This is a genomic window from Mycolicibacterium sp. Y3 (assembly GCF_051188035.1).
Classification (GTDB): Bacteria; Actinomycetota; Actinomycetes; order Mycobacteriales; family Mycobacteriaceae; genus Mycobacterium; species Mycobacterium fluoranthenivorans.
Map to the genome: position 1 here is coordinate 839,174 of NZ_JAVQLT010000001.1, position 17,481 is coordinate 856,654.

Consider the following 17,481-nt stretch of genomic DNA (forward strand, 5'->3'; position numbering starts at 1 on the left):
GGATTGCGATCATAGAACAGGTTCTAGAAATTGCGTATGTACCGCGATTGAACTGCGTATTCGATAGCTTTACTGAATCGTTCAGGATGGTTTCGATGAATCCGCGGGCCGGCGCGGGTCTACCCCCTCATGACTCAGATCAACGCCCAGATCGTGCCCAACCTCTGGTTCGACCGCCAGGCCGAGGAGGCCGCCGCGCACTACATCGCCGCGTTCGGTGGCAACGGCCGGATCGTCACCACCATCGCCTCCCACCCGGACTCGCCATCCCCGCAGGATGTGCCCGTGGTGGTGGAATTCGAGCTCGCCGGTCAGCGGTTCGTCGGGATCAACGGCGGGCCGCAGTTCACCTTCTCCGAAGCGGTGTCATTGGAGGTGCGGGTCACCGGCCAGGCGGAACTGGACCGGTTGTGGGCGGCGCTGGTCGAGGGCGGGTCGGCGCAGCCCTGCGGGTGGCTCAAGGACAAGTACGGCCTGTCCTGGCAGATCACCCCCACGGAGTACTACGACCTGGTCACCGAAGGCGATGCCGCGTCTCAGGACCGGCTGATGGCGGCGGTGCTGGCCACCCACGGCAAATTCGACATCGCGGGGCTACAGGCCGCGGCCCGTGGCTAGTGGAGCCGATGGATGCCGGCGCGTACCGAGGGACCTTCGGCCCGACGACTGGTGCCATTGGCCTCCGGCGCAGGAACCCGCTTGAACCTAACTTGAGGTGAATACGTTGGCGATGCCACAGGCTCACCAGGGTTCCCGAGGGAAGGTTCACCATGACTGAAAAGCGTTCTCTCTTAGGCCCTCTGGTGGTAGCCGGACTGGCCTCGGCCGCGGTTCTGATCGCACCGGCGACACCGGCCGGCGCCGACGCGCCGCCGGCGGTCGGGGCCGACTGCGGATCGGGTCAGATCGGCAACTCGGCGACGGCACCTGACGGCGGAGCACTTCGGTGCATCGTGGACGAACAGGGCAAGCTGCACTGGCTACCCGACACCCACGCCGTCTCGACCATTGCGGACCTGCAATCCGCGGGCTACTGGGTGACCGTCGATCGTGCCGGCGACAACCCGCTTCCGGACTGCACGGTGGTCGAGGTGCACAACGCGATGACCACGTCGTCGTTGAACTCCGGGGGGACCTCGCCAGGCGGACCCGGCTCCTACGGCGACAAACACCAGACGACCATCGTGATCAGCAAGAGCATCGACGTCACGCTCGATTGCACCCACTGATCACCATTGACAACTACTGATCCACCGCCGAATCAGAGCCGGGCGGGCAGCCCGAACGTCGCGAACAACCGCGGCTCCATGAACGCCACCACGTGGGAGATCCCGGCTGGGGTGATGTCGAGGACATGCAGTTGGAACGCCTCGTGCGCATCGGTCTGGGGGTTGCGCATGTACATCGCCGCCGCGGGCTGGCCGTTGGCCGTGGTGGGGATGAACCGCATATCGCCGGGGTATTCGGCCGGACACTTGTACTTCGAGAGCATGCCGATGGCCTCCGGGCCGCGATACCAGGTGTCGAACGGAGGCATCTCCCAGATGGCCTCCTGGGTGAACAGCGTCACCAGTTTGTCGATGTCGTAGGCCTCGAAGGCCGCGATGTAGCGGCCCAGCTGCTCCTGGGCCTCGGGAGAGTCCGGTGCCGACAGCGTGTTGTCCGCGCTGGGGCCCACCTCGTCGAGCTGGGCGCGCGCCCGCTGTAGCAGGCTGTTCACCGCGGCAGTCGAGGAGCCGATGGCATCGGCGACTTCGGCTGCGCGCCACTGCAATACATCGCGCAACACGAGCACCGCCCGCTGCCGCGGGGACAGATGCTGCAGCGCCGCCACAAACGCCAACCGCACCGACTCCTTGGACTCCACCACCTCGGCGGTGTCGGGCAGCGGCTCCAGCCAGGGCACCTCATGGTGTTCGAGGATCTCGGTGGTCGGGTCGGAACTGTCGGTCCCCAGGCCGGACGGCAGCGGACGGCGCTGCTTGTTCTCGATGGCCGTCAGGCAGGTGTTGGTGGCGATCCGGTAGAGCCACGTACGCGCCGAGGACTTGCCCTCGAAACCGTCGTAGGACTTCCACGCCCGCAGGAACGTCTCCTGCACCAGATCCTCGGCGTCGTGCACCGAGCCCGTCATCCGGTAGCAGTGCGCCAGCAGCTCGCGCCGGTACTGCTGCGCGTCCGCCAGGAACGCGTCATTGGAGTCGAACTTCTTCGGAGTCTCTGTGAGGACGCTCACGCTGACGAGCTTACGCACCGATACCGACACAGGGGCCACCTCGGCGCCTCCGGCGGTGGGCCATCCCCGTTACGCTCGTCGGGTGGCGACTACCCGCAGTGAACGCAGCTTCGACGGTGTCGCAGGCACCCGCATCGTCTACGACGTCTGGACGCCGTCCACCGAGGCGAACGGGATCGTCGTGCTCTGCCACGGCTACGCCGAGCACGCCCGCCGCTACGACCACGTCGCACAGCGGTTCGGCGAGGCAGGGCTGATCACCTATGCCCTCGATCTGCGCGGGCACGGCCGGTCCGGCGGCAAGCGGGTCTACCTCAAGGACATCTCGGAGTACACCGACGATTTCCACCATCTCGTCGGCTTGGCGACCGCGGCGCACCCCGACCTGAAACGGGTGGTGCTCGGCCACAGCATGGGCGGCGGCGTGGTCTTCTCCTACGGCGTCGAACACCCTGACGATTACGCGGCGATGGTGCTGTCCGGGCCGGCGGTCTACGCCCAGGAAGCGGTGTCCCCGGTGATGACGGTGGTGGCCAAGGTGGTCGGAAGTCTGCTGCCCGGGCTGCCGGTGGAGAACCTGCCCGCCGACGCCGTCTCGCGCGACCCGCAGGTGGTGGCGGCCTACGAGGCCGACCCGCTGGTCCATCACGGCAACCTGCCCGCCGGTATCGCCAAGGCCCTGATCGGCGTGGGCGAGAGCATGCCGCAGCGGGCCTCCGCGCTGACCGCGCCCCTGCTCGTGGTGCACGGCGGTCAGGACAAGTTGATCCCGGTGACGGGTAGCGAGCGGCTGGTGGAGTGCGTGGCATCGGAGGACGTCAACCTCAAGGTGTATCCCGAGCTCTACCACGAGGTGTTCAACGAACCCGAGCGCGCTCTCGTGCTCGATGACGTGACCACCTGGATCGAGACCAGGCTGTGAGACGGGCCCTGCTGCTGCTGGCCACGCTGGCGTTGGTGGTCGCCGGCTGCTCGTCGGAGGCCAGGACCCCGGCCGAGAGCCCACAGCCGCCTACGGGCTGGGTCGACGAGGACATCAGCTTCGACGCCGACGGACTGACGATCCACGGCACGTTCCGCCATCAGAACACCCCGGGACCCGCGGCGCTGCTGATCTCCGAGAGCGGCCAGACCGACCGCAACGGCGACAACGCGGTGGCCGGCCCGGTGGGCAACATGCGCCAGCTCGCCGAGTATCTGTCCGACCATGGCATCGCCACCCTGCGCTACGACAAGGTCGGCACCGGCAAGACCGGTCTGGGCAAGTTCAAGGACCACCCGGCCGAGGTCGGCAGCGCCGTCTACACCGCCGGGGCCCGCGCGGCGATCAGGTTCCTGGCCGCCCGGCCCGGCGTCGACGCGGCGCATCTGTCGGTATATGCGTTGGGCGAGGGCACCATTCACGCGATGAATCTGGCCACCGACACCGCACCGGACGCGCCCAAGATCCACGCGCTGGGTCTGTTCCAGCCGCTGTCGGCCCGCTATCTGGACATCATCACCGGCCGGGTTCACGCGGACGTCGACGCCGCGGTGAGCTCGGGGGCCAAGACCAGGGCACAGGCCGACGCCGTGGTGGCGGCCTGGAATGCCGCGGTGGCCCAAGCCCGGACGCAGGGCACCGCGCCGGACACCCTGCCCGAGGGCCTGTCGGCGATTCTCAACGCCAAGAACGTGAAGGCCGTGGTCGAGGCCGACTCGATCGATCCGGTGGCCCTGGCCGCGAAGATCCCCGCGATCACGCCCGTGCTGCTGACCTGCTCGGACGCCGACAATCAGGCCAGTTGCCCGGCGGAGCAGGGCCTGATCGGCGCGCTCAAGCACACCGCCCTGACGGTGGTGGCGCTCAAGGGGGTCAACCACGTGCTGCGCGACGACCCGACCGACAATGTGGCCAACTACGCCAAGAAGGCGCCATTATCCCCCCAATTGACCGACGCGCTGAACACCTTCATCACGAAATAGGCTGTCGGACTGGAGCGTTAACCTGGCGACCATGAGCGACAAGATGCTGGCCCGGATCGCGGCCCTGCTGCGCCAGGCCGAGGGCACCGACAATCCGCATGAGGCCGAGGCGTTCATGACGGCCGCGCAGCGCCTGGCCACGGCGACCTCGATCGACCTGGCGCTGGCCCGGGCCCACTCGGCGCAGCGCACCAAGGCGCAATTACCCGAGCAGCGCACCATCACCATCGGGTCGGCCGGCACCCGCGGGCTGCGCACGTACGTGCAGCTGTTCGTGGTGATCGGGCTGGCCAACGATCTGAAATGCGATGTCGCCACCAACTCGACCTATGTCCACGCCTACGGGTTCGCCGAGGATATCGACGCCACCCATGCGCTCTACGCCAGCCTGGTGACCCAGATGGTCAAGGCATCCGAGGCCTATATCGGCTCGGGCGAGCACCGGCCGACACCGACCATCACCGCCCGGCTGAACTTCCAGCTGGCCTTCGGCGCCCGGGTGGGGCAGCGGCTGGCCGAGGCCAAGGCCGAGGCCGAGCGTGAAGCCGATCGGCAGGACCGGCCGGGGACGGCGCTGGCCTTGCGTAACAAGGATCTCGAACTGAAATCGTTCTACCGGCAGAGCTCCTCGGCACGCGGCACCTGGCGGGCCAGCAGCGCCTCGTCGGGTTACTCGTCGGCGGCCCGGCGCGCCGGTGACCGCGCCGGGAAGCGGGCCCGGCTGGGGCCCAGCCAGGAGTTGCCCGGTGCCCGGACCCCTTTGTCGCCATGACGTCGCCGTGACCGCGCGGGATGTCCAGCGCGCGAAAGTGTATGCCGCCGAAGGATTTATCCGCACGATGTTCGACCGTGCCGCCCAGCGCGGCAACGGTTCGGTGGACTTCTTCGGCACCGCGCTGACGCTGCCTCCGGAGGGCCGGTTCGGCTCGCTTGATTCGGTGCGCCGGTACGTCGACGACGTGCTGGCCATGCCCGTGGTCCGGGAGAGGTGGCCCGGTGCCGGCCCGGTCACGGTCCGGGCCAGACGGGGACTGACGGCCGCGCACTATGAGGCCGACACCGCGACCATGGCGGTTCCGGATCAGCACACCACCTGGGCGCTGCGGGAACTCGTGGTGCTACACGAGCTCGCCCACCATCTGTGCCCCGACGGCACGCCACACGGCCGGGAATTCGTCACGACGATGGGTGAGCTGGCCGGTGTGGTGATGGGACCCGAGGTGCAGCATGTACTGCGAGTGCTCTATGCGAAAGAAGGGGTGCAGTGATGGCAGATCCGGTGGCGGTCGACGCCTTGTTCGGTGAGTTGTTGCAGACCGAGGACGAGGCGTTGCGCGCGGCGCGTGAGTCCGCGGCCCTGGAGTCCATGCCGGCCATCGAGGTGTCCGCGCAGCACGGTCACCTGCTGCAGTTGCTGGCGCGGATCGCCGGGGCTCGGCGTGTGCTCGAAATCGGCACGCTGGCCGGGTATTCCACGATCTGTCTGGCCCGCGGTGTGGGCCCGGACGGGCGGGTCGTCACGCTGGAGTTCGATCCGCGGCACGCCGAGGTCGCGCGAAAGAACTTCGAGCGCGCCGGGGTTGCGGACCGGGTCGAGGTGATCGTCGGTGCGGCGCTGGACACCCTGCCGACGTTGCAGGGTCCGTTCGACCTGTTCTTCATCGACGCCGACAAGGAGAACAACAGCGCCTACGTCGAGTGGGCCGTCCGGCTCGCCGCACCGGGCGCGGTCATCGTCGTCGACAATGTCACCCGGATGGGCCGCGTCCTGGAACCGGAACCCTCGGATGTCCAGGCGCGCGCCGTACGCGACATGTTGGCCTTGATGGGCCGCCATCCCCGGTTGGACACCGCGGCGATCCAAACTGTCGGCACGAAGGGCTGGGACGGTTTCGCCGTCGCTGTGGTGACTTAGCGGTGGCGGCGTGGCGTCATTTCGCGCGCTGGGCCAACCGGGCCGAGTCGTAGATCAGGATCGTCTTGCCCTGCAACTTGATCCAGCCGCGCTGCGCGAAGTCCGAGAGGGCCTTGTTGACCGTTTCGCGCGATGCGCCGACGAGCTGAGCCAACTCCTCCTGGGTCAGCTCGTGGGTGACATGCAGGACGTTGCCCTCCGGCCGGCCGAACCGCTTGGCGATATCGAGCAGCTGCTTGGCCACTCGGCCGGGCACATCGGTGAAGATCAGGTCGGAGAGCGCGCTGTTGGTGCGGCGCAGCCGGCGGGCCAGGACGCGCAGCAGTTGCTCGGCGATCTCGGGGCGACCCATCACCCAGGCGTGCAGGGCTTCCCTGTCCATCGTGACGGCTTTCACCTCGGTCAGGGTGGTCACCGTGGAGGTGCGCGGCCCCGGGTCGAACAGCGCGAGCTCACCGAACATGTCTGCCGGCCCCATCACCGTGATCAGGCTTTCCCGGCCGTCTGCCGTACGGCGTCCGATCTTCACCTTGCCCTCGGTGATGATGTACAACCGATCGCCGGGCTCGCCTTCGACGAACACGGCGTGCCCGCGGGGGAATGAGACTTGCTGTAACTGCGCGATCAGGGCGGCGGCAGCATCGGGAGCAACCCCCTGGAAGATGCCGGACCGCGCGAGAACCTCGTTCACTGAAGACTCTTTCCGTGCATCTCGATATGTGTTGTGGGCCACTGCTCGACCTCACATTACAGGAGATATGGGGTCCGTAATCGGTGGGCGCAGGACGGGCGAGCTGCGGCACGGACGTTGCCGGAGGCTCCGCGTCAGGAGCGCCGCGTCAGTGCTGAAACGGTGCGCGGGCGGCCCGCAGCGCCTTGACGATCACGGATCGGTTGGCCCGGAACCGGTCGCTGGGTGCCGGCACCGAGATCGCCACGACCTGCCCGCCGGGCGTCCAGCCGGCTATCCCCGCCGCGGAGATGCCCGGGGTGTGCTCGTCCAGATCGAACTGCACCTCGGCGGCAGCACCCTCCAGTACCGCTTTGGCGGCCTTGCCGTTGGCGGTTCCGTCGATCGGAAAGCGCACGCCGACGGCAGATACCGCACGAAGCCGGTGACCCGATTCGATCTGGTCGATGAACCACATCTCGCGTCCGCGCAGCATCGAGAGATCGACGGTTTCGCCCGTGGCGTCGGCGATGCGCTGCAGGGTGGGACGGAAAGCGGCGACGAGGTGGGCGCTGTCGGATCCGGCGAGGCCGACGAGGCGGTCGCCCAGGCTGAACCTGCCTGCCTCGTCCACGGCGGCATAACCGATATCGGTGAGGGCCAGCAGGATCCGTCGGACCGTGGATTTCGCCAGGCCCAGCCGGTTCTCCAGGTCCACCTGACGTAACCGGCCGGGCTCGTTCGCGATCTCGTCGAGCGCTGCGGCGGCCCGTCGTAGGACCTGAATTCCGTCTTCGCGATTCTGTTCCGCTGCGGGCATCCGCTCACTATAGTGACCCGCATTGTGGACTACAACGAGCCGCATTGTGAATCTGAGGAGTGATCATGAGCGCCCTCCCCGACGGACGGCACTTCTTCCGCGGCGACGACGGGTATGAGCCCGCCCGCCGGGCGACGGTGTGGAATGCACGCCTGCCGCAGCGCTTTCCGGACGTCATCGTGCAGGCGGCCGATGTCGCCGATGTGGTCGCGGCGGTGCGCTTCGCGGCCGCGCACGACGTGTTGGTGGGTATTCGGTCGGGTGGGCATAGTTGGGCGGCCAACCATGTCCGTGACGGCGGTCTGCTGCTCGACGTCAGCCGGCTCGACTCGTGCGTGGTCGACGAGTCGGCCATGACGGCCGTCGTCGGACCGGGCAAAGGTGGCAGTGTGCTGGCCGTCGAGCTCGCCGAGCGGGGCCTGTTCTTCCCCGCCGGGCACTGCCGCGGGGTGGCGGTCGGCGGGTATCTGCTGCAAGGCGGTTACGGCTGGAACAGCCGGGTGGTGGGCCCGGCCTGCGAGAGCGTGCTGGGCTTGGAGGTGGTGACCGCCGACGGGGAGCAGGTGTACTGCGACGCCCGGCATCATCCCGAACTCTATTGGGCGGCAAGGGGGTCGGGTCCCGGCTTCTTCGGGGTGGTGACGGCCTTCCACCTGCGGCTCTATCCGTTGCCCCCGGTGTGCGGTAGCAGCCTTTACGTGTACCCGATCGAGACCGCCGACGAGGTGTTCGGCTGGGCGCGGGCGATCAGTGCCGACGTGGACCGGCGCGTGGAACTGCAGATCGTGACCTCGTCCGAGATCCCCGGCGTCGGACTGCGCGCCCCGGGTATCGTGCTCGCCTCACCGGTGTTCGCCGATACCGAGGAGGACGCCAAAGCCGCTCTGGCGCTGCTCGATTCCTGCCCGGTGCGCGACGATGCGCTGGTCGCCGTCCCGTTCGCCCCGGCGGATCTGCCCAGCTGGTTCGAGGCGGTGATGAGCAACTACCCGTCCGGGCACCGCTACGCCACGGACAACATGTGGACGTCCGCCCCGGCGACCGAACTGCTGCCGGGCATCCGCCGGATCATCGAGACCATGCCGCCGCATCCCTCGCATTTCCTCTGGCTGAACTGGGGACCCTCACCCGCCCGCCAGGACATGGCCTACAGCCTGGAGGACGAGATCTATCTTGCGCTCTACACCGCCTGGTCCGACCCGGCCGACGACACTCGATACGGCGACTGGGCCCGTACGAACATGGCGGAGATGGCGCACCTGGCGACCGGGGTGCAGTTGGCGGACGAGAATCTGGGTCAGCGACCGGCGCGGTTCGCCACCGATGCGAGCATGGCGCGCCTCGATGCCATTCGCGCCCAATATGATCCGCAGGGTCGTTTCCACAGTTGGATGGGCCGGGTCTGAGATGGGCTATCTCGGTTACCGGGGCGACGACGCCGAGACGGAGTTCGGGTCCTTCTTCCGTCCGGAGATGGCGCCGCTACCCCGTCATGTGGTGCACGCCCTCGAGCACGGCCCGCAGGCCGGTCCGGTGTTACCCGATTTCGAGGATCGGCTCGCAAAGCAGGGCTATCAGCAGACCGAGAACGGTTATGGCACCGTCGGTGACGGCGGCTTCACGGTGGCCGTGCGCACCGATATGCCCGGTGTGACGCCGCCGATGTGGCAGTGGTGGTTCGGCTGGCATGGCTGCGACGCCCGGCGGTACAAGCTGTGGCATCCGCGTGCGCATGTCTCGGCGCGCTGGCTCGACGGTCGCGATGACCCGACCTATCTCGGGCGCACGTCGATCGTGCACGAGTACATCGGATCGGGATTCACCAGAGGCGCAATACAGTTCGTCGATCCGTCGGTATTGGGGCACACCGGTTTGGCCATCACCGCGCGACTGGGTTCGGCTGACATTCCGGTGGACATCGGCTGGCTGGTGCATCAGGTCAGGCCGACCGCCGAGGGTGCGGAGATGCGCTCGCGGTTCTGGATGGGCGGCAGGCATGTGGCGCTGCGCGGCGGGATGGCGTTGGCTGACCGAGCCTTGCGTCCGATCGCAGCCCGGCAGCTCCCCGATCCGCGCGACCTGCTGGTGCATTGCGCACAGGAGATGAACCATCTGGCCGGCTTTCTGCCGGAGCTGTACGGACGGTGCCGGTAGCGCTCATTTGTCGTACCCCTCTGCGATGATGGTGTCATGTCCAGTACCGCAACATCTTTGGCCGCCGGACAGCGGCTGGAGGTGTTGTTCGAGGAGATCGCCGAGTTGTGCGGGCAGCGCAATGCGATCGATGGGCGCCTGGTGCAGATCGTGGCCGAGTTGGAGCGCGAGGAGCTCGCCGGTTTGACCGGCGTGCGTTCGATGTCGGCGTTGGTGGCGTGGAAGACCGGGGTCGCCCCGCGTAATGCCGAGACTGTGGTGGCGGTGGCTCGGCGGTTGCAGGAGTTTCCGCGTTGCACCGAAGCCCTGTGCGAGGGGCGGCTGTCGTTGGATCAGGTCGGGGTGATCGCCGAACGCGCCGCCGCCGGCTCCGATGCGCATTACGCCGAACTCGCTGCGGTGGCCACGGTCAGCCAGTTGCGCACCGCGGTCACGATGGAACCGCGACCCGATCCCGAGACACCGCCCGAATCAGGACCGGAGGTCACGAAAACCTCCACCGGGGAGCGGTACACGACTTATCGGATTCGGCTGCCGCGGCTGGAGGCTGCGAAGTTCGATGCCGCGCTGCAGTCTCATCACGATGCGCTGATCGCCGAAGCCAAGGGCGACGCCGGTGAAGCGTTCCCGACGCGGGTGGATGCGTTGATGAGCCTGGTTGAGGCCGGCTGGGATTCCGACGTGGCCCGCCGCCCGCACGGCCAGCACACCACCGTGGTGGTGCATCTCGATATCGACATGCCCGCCGCCGCACTGCACCTGGGCCCGGTCCTCTCCGAGGGCGAACGCCGCTACTTGCTCTGTGATGCCACCTGCGAAGTCTGGTTCGAACGCCACGGCCAACCGATCGGCGCCGGCCGGACCACCCGCACCATCAGCCGCCGACTGCGCCGGGCACTGGAGCACCGCGACCGCTGCTGCGTCGTGCCGGGCTGCGCCGCCACCCGCGGACTGCACACCCACCACCTCCAGCATTGGGAAGACGGCGGCCCCACCAACCTCGACAACCTGGTCTTGCTGAGGGTGTCGCACGAATTGGTGGTGTGAGGTGCTTTTGTTCGTGTCATTTCGGGTGAAAGTTACTGCTGCGTGCGATGATTCGAGGTGTCTGTCAATGTGCGTGCCGGCGATGTCGATCAGTTGTTGATGATGCCGCCCTCGGTGCGGGAGTGGCTTCCTGAGGATCATCTGGCGTTTTTCGTCCTCGACGTCGTCGCTGAGCTGGATCTGAGCGCGTTTTATGCGGCGTATCGCGTCGATGGTAGGGGCGGGTCGGTGTATGACCCGGCGATGATGCTGTCGGTCCTGTTGTATGCCTATTGCACCGGGGAACGGTCTTCGCGTCGGATTGAGCGCCGACTGGTCGAGGATGTCGCTGTGCGGGTTGTCGCGGCCAATCAGCGGCCTGATCACGCCACGTTGGCGCGGTTCCGCCGGCGCCACCAGGACGCTATAGCGGCTCTGTTCGGGCAGGTCCTGGGCCTGTGCGTGGACGCTGGTCTCGTCGATGCCGGCGTGGTGGCGATCGACGGGACGAAGATCGCTGCCAATGCCTCGTTCTTGGCCAATCGTGATCAGGACGCTCTCACCGCCGAACTTGGCGGATCTGTGGCGCAGGACGCTGCCGTGGCGGCTGGTCGTGTGGCCGAACAAATCTTGGCCGAAGCCGAGCAGGTCGATGCCGCCGAAGACGAGCGCGGCGATAATGACCAGCTCAGGCGGATGCCGGCGGGATGGGCTGGCGGTCGGGATCGACGTTCGCGGATCCGGGCTGCTCTTGAGGAACTCCAATCGCAGAAGGCGCGGGATTTCGAGGCTCGGATGGCTGATCGTTCGCGCAAGGAAGCCGAGCTGGGCCGCTCGCTGACCGGGCCCAAACCCAGCGCTGAAGCGGCGCGGCGATCGCGCCCGCGGCGGGCGAACACGACTGATCCGGATTCGCGGATCATCCCGCACGCCTCCAGAGGCGTGCTGCAGGGCTATAACGCGCAAGCAGCTGCGACGACGGGACACATTGTGGTGGCCGCCGAGATCAGCAACACCACCAACGATCAGCCTCACTTCGTGCCGATGGCCACTGCGGCGATCGATAATCTCATCAAGGCCGGGCACCGCGATGGTGCGGGCACCATCGTGGCCGATGCGGGTTACTGGACCAGTGCCAACGGCACCACCGACGTCGGTGCCGACGTGCTGATCGCGACGCGAAAGCCCTCGTGGCGCAAGGCCGACAAACCCGGCGATGACAAGTTGGCGGTGCTGGCAAGGGTCAATCGCGGTGAGCTGTCTCAACGTCAGGCCGGTGCGATTCTCGGCGTCTCCTACACCTGGTTGCGGGACATGACCAAGCGCTACTTCGGCCGTGATGGACAGCGCATCACGCGCAGCGCCGAACCCGAACCCGCGCAGTGGATTCCGGTCATCGAACGCGTCGCAGCCGGCGAGATCTCGATGCGCGCCGCCCGTGACCAACTCGACGTCTCGGTCACGCGTGTCAAATCGATGCTCGCACATGTCCGAGGCGAAGGCATCGACCCAACGATTGCTCGAAACATGATGAACGACAAGCTATCCCATCCTGATAACGCCGCGCTTTACCGCAGGCGCGGCGTCAGCATCGAACCCGTCTTCGGCAACATAAAAGCCAACCTCGGATTCCGCAGGTTCTCCCTCCGCGGACACGCCGGAGTGCACAGTGAGTGGCGCCTGATCTGCACGGTCCACAACATGCTCAAACTTCAGCGCGCAATCCCCGCCTGAGTACAAACCGCACAGCGGACCCGCAGCCGCACGCCACCACCGACTCACACCACCAATTCGTGCGACACCCTCTGCTGTGCCCGTTCCACCACCGGCTGCATCACCGCGGCGGCCTCACCCTCACCGGCCCGGCAGAGCGGCTGGTCGCCACCGACACCGACGGCCGAAAACTCGACGGCGGAGCCCTGGCCCGCCCACCCACCACAGCACCACCGTCGGTCCCGCCCTACCCCGGACCGACCGGCGAACGCGCCCAATGGTGGTGGTACCAACCCTTCGAACCACCACCACCGACGGCGAACTAGGTCGATTCATCGAGACGATCACGTATAAAGATGAGATCTTCAGCCATAGATCGTCTGGGCTTGGCGTCGTTGACTTGGGCGCATGTCACACACCCCAGTCGCCCTGCTCGCCGCCGCCACCACGATCGGCAGCGCTGCCGTCGGCGGCATCTTCTACGCGTTCTCCAGCTTCGTGATGCCCGGCCTGGACCGGACCGGAGCCGCCGATGCCGCCACCGCCATGCGCGGTGTCAACGCTGAAGCCCAGGCCAACGCGCCCTTCCTGGCGTTGTTCTTCGGCACCACGCTGCTGGCGATGGTGCTCGGAGTCCTCGCGATCATGCAGTGGGGGCGGCCGGGCAGCGGGTACCTGGTCGCAGGTGCCGCCCTGGCCGTCCTGCCTGCCCTCATCACCATCGCGTTCAACGTTCCGCTGAACGACAAGCTCGACGGTGGGCTGGATTGGCAAACCTACCTCGGTCCGTGGACGGCGTGGAACCACGCCCGCACCGTCACCGCTCTGCTGGGAGCGGCGCTGCTGTGGACCGGCGGAACGACACGCTGACAATGGCCGCCGCGGTCAGCGTCAGCACGATGGCGATGGCCGCGGTCGGCGCGATGCCCGAGTCGAAAGCCGTACGGGCGGAATCGAGTAGCCGCTCGGCCAGACCAGCGGGCAGTTCGGCGGCCACCGATGTTGCGCCACCGATACTCTCGCCGGCCCCACCGGCCTGCTCAGGAGTCAATCCGCTCGGCACCACCACATTGGAGCGGTAGAACGCGGTGAAGATGGTGCCCAGCGTCGCGGCGCCGACCACCGCGCCCAGTTCGTATGCGGTCTCCGACACCGCCGATGCCGCACCGGCTTTGGCAGCCGGAACCGACGCCACGATGGTGTCGTTGGACACCGTCTGGGAGACACCCACGCCGAACTCCAGCACCACGAAGGACGCGATGACCGCCGCGACCGTCAGGTCATGCCGGAAGAACAGGATCAGGGTAAAGCCCAGTGCCACGAAGATCAGGCCGACGATCATCAGCGTCTGCGGCGTGAACCGCTTCGCGGCCCGTACCACACCCATGCCCGCCATCATCGAGACGACTGCACCCGGCAGCGTCACCAGGCCCGCGGCCAGTGGACTCAGCCCCAGCACCAGTTGCAGGTGCTGCGAGGTGAAGAACATGAACCCGATCAGGCCGACGATGGACAGGAAGTTGGCCAACACCGACGAGGTGAACGGGCCGTACCGGAACAGTTCCATGTCCAGCATCGGTGTGGCACTGCGGTTCTGCCGTCGCACGAACAGCACGCCCGCGGTGATGCCCAGGGCGAACGCACCCACCGCGGCGGCCGACAGGCCGTCATGCGCAGCGGTCTTGATGGCCCACACCAACGGCAGCATGGCGACGAACGACAGCGCCACGCTGGTCAGATCCAGCGGGCCCGGATTCGGGTCACGCGATTCCGGGACGAGCTTGGGCGCCAGCACCACCAGCGGGAGCAGGACGGGCACGGCCACCAGAAAGACCGCACCCCAATGGAAGTGCTGCAGCAGGGCGCCACCCACGATGGGGCCCAGCGTGGTTCCCGCGGTGAAACAGGAGGCCCAGATAGCGATCGCCAGTCGGCGCGCGGAGGCCTCGGTGAAGATGTTGCGGATCAACGACAGCGTCGAGGGCATCAGCATGGCGCCGAACACGCCGAGCACAGCGCGGGCCAGCACCAGCATCTCGGCGCTGGGCGCGAAGGCCGCAGCGGCGGAGACCACCATGAAGCCACTCGCGCCGATCAGCAGCAGTTTGCGCCGGCCCAGCCGGTCACCGAGACTGCCCATCGCGACCAGAAGTGCGGCCAGCACAAGGGAATACACGTCGACGATCCACAACTGGGTGGATGCCGCAGGCCGGAAATCCTCGGCGATCATGGGTAGCGCGAACGCCAGCACCGTGTTGTCGATCGCGATCAGCAAGACCGGCAGGGCGAGAACTGCCAGCGCGATCCAGGCGCGTTTGGGGGTGGTCGGGGTCGTGTTGCTTGCCGATGCGTCCGCATCGAGCCGGGTGGACATGGAACTTCCTTAACGAGAGGTGATGGTGCCTTGAGTGAGGCTGGACATGATCGCGTCGACGACCTGGTGTCGGGGGATACCGTCCTGTCTGATGGCGTCATAGCCGGTCAGCAGCAGTGCCCAGAACACCCGGCGGGACCAGCCGGGGGGATACACGGGTCCGTCGGCGGCCGCGCGGGCCAGTACCTCCGCGATGGCCTCGTCCCCGGTGTCGAGGTGGGCGGCCAGTTCAGGATCGGCCAGCAGGGCCGGGTCGGTGTAGATGTAGAGCACGATCGGGCCCAGGTCGAGCTGGCTTTCCACCACGCGGCGCAATGCCGCATCGACCGGCCCGCAAGCTGGGTCGGCGGCGGCGATGGCCGCGGTACTCACCTCGTGCACGTGCAGGGCGACCGCGCGCATCAGGTCGCTGCGCTCGGAGAAATGCCGGTGCAAGGTGCTTCGCCCGACGCCTGCGGCCTCGGCGATGTCGCTGAGCGTGGCGGCCGGGTTGGCGGCGATCACCGCGATGGCGGCATCGATGATGGCCCGCCGGGTCCGCCCCCGCGGGCCGCTGGCGGCCGCGTTATCGGTCCAGTTGGGCATACTCATGAAGCAAAATATAGCAGTTTTGATCCAAAATGGGACATTGCTGTCCCGTTTTGTTACTGGGGCGCCGCGAACCCGCTGCCGGCAGGCGGTGTCGCAGGAGGCGGTGGGGACGTCACGGGCGGTGTCCAGGCAGGCGGACCGGAGGTGGGACGTGAGACGTGCAGCCGGTCGAGCTCGCGGCGGTGTCGCTCCGCCAGTACCGCGGCCAGCACCAGTTCGGGTGGCGTCCCCGGCGGTGGCGGGGGTGCGATACGGGCCGTCACCTCTCCGGCGATGCGGTGCGCCATCTGCGCGCGCATCCGCGGGTCCAGTTGTGCCGCGCGGGACAGGAACTGTCGTGCCATATCCGCCTGCGCAGGAGCCAGCCCGGACAACTGCAGCGAGCCCGCCCACCAGGCCAGCGTGGGCGGCATCGGCGGGGGTGGACTCAGCTTCGGTGCGCGCTCGCTGATCACCATCGTGCCGGCGAACACATCCCCGATCCGCTTGGCCTTGGACGACATCATGCTGCAGAGGACCGCCGGCGCGCCGGTGAACATGAAGATCTCGATGACGCCGGCCAGCGCCCGGAAAATGGCCTGGCGCAATCGTTCCGGACCGCCGTCATCGGACACCACGCGCAGGCCCAGGGCCATCTTGCCCAGGGAACGACCTCGGGTCGCGGTCTCGAACACCACCGGATAGCCGAGCAGCATCAGCACCGTGAAGAGGATCAGGACCGCCGCCGAGAGAGCCGAGTCGAACTCACCCAGCGTCAGCGCCCACAGTGTGACGCCCAGGATGTAGCCGATCATCATCACGGTGAGGTCGATGAGCGCCGCCGCAGCGCGCACCGGCAGTTGGGCGATCGACACATCGAGCACCACCGCATCGCCTGTCACCAACGGTTCCGGCTGCGAGACCATGCCGGTTAACGCTACTAGGGTTGCGGGGGTGGATGTCGACGCGTTTGTGCTGGCCCACCGCGCGTCCTGGGACCGGTTGGAGCTTCTGCTCACCCGACACCGCGCGCTGACCGGCGCCGAGGTCGACGAGCTGGTCGACCTGTATCAGCGGGTGTCCACCCATCTGTCGATGGTGCGCAGCTCATCGGCTGATCCGGTGCTGATCGGCAGGCTGTCGGGTCTGGTGGCGCGGGCCCGCTCGGTGGTCACCGGCGCGCATGCGCCGCTGTGGAGCGAGCTGATTCGCTTCTGGACGGTGTCCTTCCCGGTGGTGGCCTACCGCTCGTGGCGGTGGTGGCTGGGCACCGCGGTGGCGTTCTTCGTCGTTGCGGTGGTCATCGGCGCATGGGTGGCGGGCAGTCCGGAGGTCCGGGCCTCGATCGGGACGCCCGCCGAGCTCGAGCAGCTGATCAACCACGACTTCGCGGCGTACTACAGCGAGAACCCGGCGGGGTCCTTCGGCCTGCAGGTGTGGGTGAACAACTCGTGGGTGGCCGCGCAGTGCATCGGCTTCGCCATCCTGCTGGGGATTCCGATCCCCTATGTGCTGTTCCAGAACGCGCTCAACGTGGGGGTGTCGGGCGGCTTGATGTTCGGTGCCGGCAAGGCAGACGTGTTGTTGGGGCTGCTGATTCCGCATGGCCTCCTCGAGCTGACGGCGGTGTTCTTGGCCGCGGCGGTCGGGATGCGGCTGGGCTGGACGGTGATCGCGCCGGGGGATCGGCCGCGCGGACAGGTGCTGGCCGAGCAGGGCCGCGCCGTGGTGGCGGTAGCCGTGGGATTGGTGGTGGTGCTGCTGATCTCCGGGCTGATCGAGGCGCTGGTGACGCCGTCGCCGCTGCCGACCTTCCTGCGCATCGGGATCGGTGTCGCCGCCGAGATCGTCTTCCTCACCTACATCGTCCATTTCGGGCGCAAGGCGGTCCGCGCGGGCGAGTCAGGCGATGCCGACGAGGCACCCGATGTGCTGCCCACCGGTTAGAACGCTGTGGGACTGCCAACCATGGCGCATTTCCTGCCCGGCCGGAATGAGGCCGCCGACCAGCAGGTTCAGTTCGGTAGAAGCGACAAAA

At 67.4% G+C, this 17,481-nt stretch carries 18 protein-coding genes and 3 pseudogenes; 15 read left to right on the top strand and 6 right to left on the bottom strand.

Annotated features, from left to right (window positions below; all coding sequences use genetic code 11):
- Positions 1 to 129 precede the first annotated feature (129 nt).
- Together QN239_RS04060 and QN239_RS04065 are read left to right on the top strand one after the other, a co-directional pair.
- Positions 130 to 618 (top strand): VOC family protein, encoded by a 489-nt coding sequence (locus QN239_RS04060; RefSeq protein ID WP_499008283.1) that lies wholly within the window; start codon positions 130 to 132, stop codon positions 616 to 618.
- 152 nt (positions 619 to 770) lie between these two features.
- Positions 771 to 1,229, top strand: a complete 459-nt coding sequence (locus QN239_RS04065; protein ID WP_499008284.1) for a hypothetical protein — start codon at positions 771 to 773, stop codon at positions 1,227 to 1,229.
- 32 nt (positions 1,230 to 1,261) lie between these two features.
- Here QN239_RS04065 and QN239_RS04070 read toward each other — a convergent pair whose 3' ends face one another.
- A complete protein-coding gene (locus tag QN239_RS04070) occupies positions 1,262 to 2,266 on the bottom strand; it encodes a sigma-70 family RNA polymerase sigma factor (protein ID WP_499008285.1) in 1,005 nt (334 codons plus the stop codon).
- A 52-nt stretch (positions 2,267 to 2,318) separates the two neighbouring features.
- Here QN239_RS04070 and QN239_RS04075 point away from each other — a divergent pair, with 52 nt between their 5' ends.
- From QN239_RS04075 to QN239_RS04095, 5 genes are read left to right on the top strand one after another with little or no spacing between them, the layout of a single operon-like run.
- Entirely contained in the window at positions 2,319 to 3,158 is an 840-nt protein-coding gene (locus QN239_RS04075; protein WP_167155409.1) for an alpha/beta hydrolase, read from the top strand.
- A complete protein-coding gene (locus QN239_RS04080) occupies positions 3,155 to 4,201 on the top strand; it encodes an alpha/beta hydrolase family protein (protein ID WP_499008286.1) in 1,047 nt (348 codons plus the stop codon). Before QN239_RS04075 ends, QN239_RS04080 begins: the two co-directional genes overlap by 4 nt.
- A 31-nt stretch (positions 4,202 to 4,232) precedes the next feature.
- On the top strand, positions 4,233 to 4,973 hold the full coding sequence (locus QN239_RS04085; protein ID WP_090359037.1) for a DUF2786 domain-containing protein: 741 nt from the start codon (positions 4,233 to 4,235) through the stop codon (positions 4,971 to 4,973).
- 7 nt (positions 4,974 to 4,980) lie between these two features.
- Positions 4,981 to 5,469: a TIGR04338 family metallohydrolase gene (locus tag QN239_RS04090; protein ID WP_499016566.1), complete on the top strand. Its 489-nt coding sequence runs from the start codon at positions 4,981 to 4,983 to the stop codon at positions 5,467 to 5,469.
- Complete coding sequence (locus tag QN239_RS04095; RefSeq protein ID WP_499008287.1) at positions 5,469 to 6,116, top strand: O-methyltransferase; 648 nt, start codon at positions 5,469 to 5,471, stop codon at positions 6,114 to 6,116. The genes QN239_RS04090 and QN239_RS04095 overlap by 1 nt, the downstream gene beginning before the upstream one ends.
- A 16-nt stretch (positions 6,117 to 6,132) precedes the next feature.
- On the opposite strand, the gene QN239_RS04100 is transcribed toward QN239_RS04095, so the two are convergent.
- On the bottom strand, positions 6,133 to 6,807 hold the full coding sequence (locus QN239_RS04100; protein WP_499008288.1) for a Crp/Fnr family transcriptional regulator: 675 nt from the start codon (positions 6,805 to 6,807) through the stop codon (positions 6,133 to 6,135).
- Positions 6,808 to 6,955: 148 nt separating this feature from the next.
- On the bottom strand, positions 6,956 to 7,606 hold the full coding sequence (locus tag QN239_RS04105; RefSeq protein WP_499008289.1) for an IclR family transcriptional regulator: 651 nt from the start codon (positions 7,604 to 7,606) through the stop codon (positions 6,956 to 6,958).
- Between the two features lie 65 nt (positions 7,607 to 7,671).
- Between QN239_RS04105 and QN239_RS04110 the strand changes: the two genes are divergently transcribed.
- The 7 genes and pseudogenes from QN239_RS04110 (at position 7,672) to QN239_RS04140 (ending at position 13,369) form a co-directional block, all read left to right on the top strand.
- A complete protein-coding gene (locus QN239_RS04110; RefSeq protein ID WP_499008290.1) occupies positions 7,672 to 9,012 on the top strand; it encodes an FAD-binding oxidoreductase in 1,341 nt (446 codons plus the stop codon).
- A gap of 1 nt (position 9,013) precedes the next feature.
- Complete coding sequence (locus QN239_RS04115) at positions 9,014 to 9,760, top strand: DAPG hydrolase family protein (RefSeq protein WP_499008291.1); 747 nt, start codon at positions 9,014 to 9,016, stop codon at positions 9,758 to 9,760.
- Between the two features lie 36 nt (positions 9,761 to 9,796).
- A pseudogene (locus tag QN239_RS04120) lies at positions 9,797 to 10,792 on the top strand (HNH endonuclease signature motif containing protein); the annotation flags it as partial.
- Positions 10,793 to 10,909: 117 nt separating this feature from the next.
- Positions 10,910 to 11,188 (top strand): annotated as a pseudogene (locus QN239_RS04125) (transposase); the annotation flags it as partial.
- 87 nt (positions 11,189 to 11,275) lie between these two features.
- The gene (locus QN239_RS04130) at positions 11,276 to 12,520 is read left to right on the top strand and encodes a transposase (protein ID WP_499016568.1); all 1,245 of its coding nucleotides are present in this window, start codon (positions 11,276 to 11,278) and stop codon (positions 12,518 to 12,520) included.
- Between the two features lie 71 nt (positions 12,521 to 12,591).
- Positions 12,592 to 12,825, top strand: a pseudogene (locus QN239_RS04135) (hypothetical protein); the annotation flags it as partial.
- Positions 12,826 to 12,907: 82 nt separating this feature from the next.
- A complete protein-coding gene (locus QN239_RS04140; protein WP_499008292.1) occupies positions 12,908 to 13,369 on the top strand; it encodes an anthrone oxygenase family protein in 462 nt (153 codons plus the stop codon).
- Here QN239_RS04140 and lfrA read toward each other — a convergent pair.
- From lfrA to QN239_RS04155, 3 genes are read right to left on the bottom strand one after another with little or no spacing between them, the layout of a single operon-like run.
- Positions 13,317 to 14,873, bottom strand: coding sequence for an efflux MFS transporter LfrA (lfrA, locus tag QN239_RS04145; RefSeq protein WP_499008293.1), 1,557 nt, complete (start codon positions 14,871 to 14,873; stop codon positions 13,317 to 13,319). The genes QN239_RS04140 and lfrA overlap by 53 nt on opposite strands.
- A 9-nt stretch (positions 14,874 to 14,882) precedes the next feature.
- The gene (locus QN239_RS04150; RefSeq protein WP_235633133.1) at positions 14,883 to 15,464 is read right to left on the bottom strand and encodes a TetR/AcrR family transcriptional regulator; all 582 of its coding nucleotides are present in this window, start codon (positions 15,462 to 15,464) and stop codon (positions 14,883 to 14,885) included.
- 53 nt (positions 15,465 to 15,517) lie between these two features.
- Positions 15,518 to 16,369 (bottom strand): RDD family protein, encoded by an 852-nt coding sequence (locus QN239_RS04155; RefSeq protein WP_499008294.1) that lies wholly within the window; start codon positions 16,367 to 16,369, stop codon positions 15,518 to 15,520.
- Between the two features lie 28 nt (positions 16,370 to 16,397).
- Between QN239_RS04155 and QN239_RS04160 the strand changes: the two genes are divergently transcribed.
- Positions 16,398 to 17,390, top strand: coding sequence for a stage II sporulation protein M (locus QN239_RS04160; protein ID WP_499008295.1), 993 nt, complete (start codon positions 16,398 to 16,400; stop codon positions 17,388 to 17,390).
- The last annotated feature ends 91 nt before the right edge of the window (positions 17,391 to 17,481 follow it).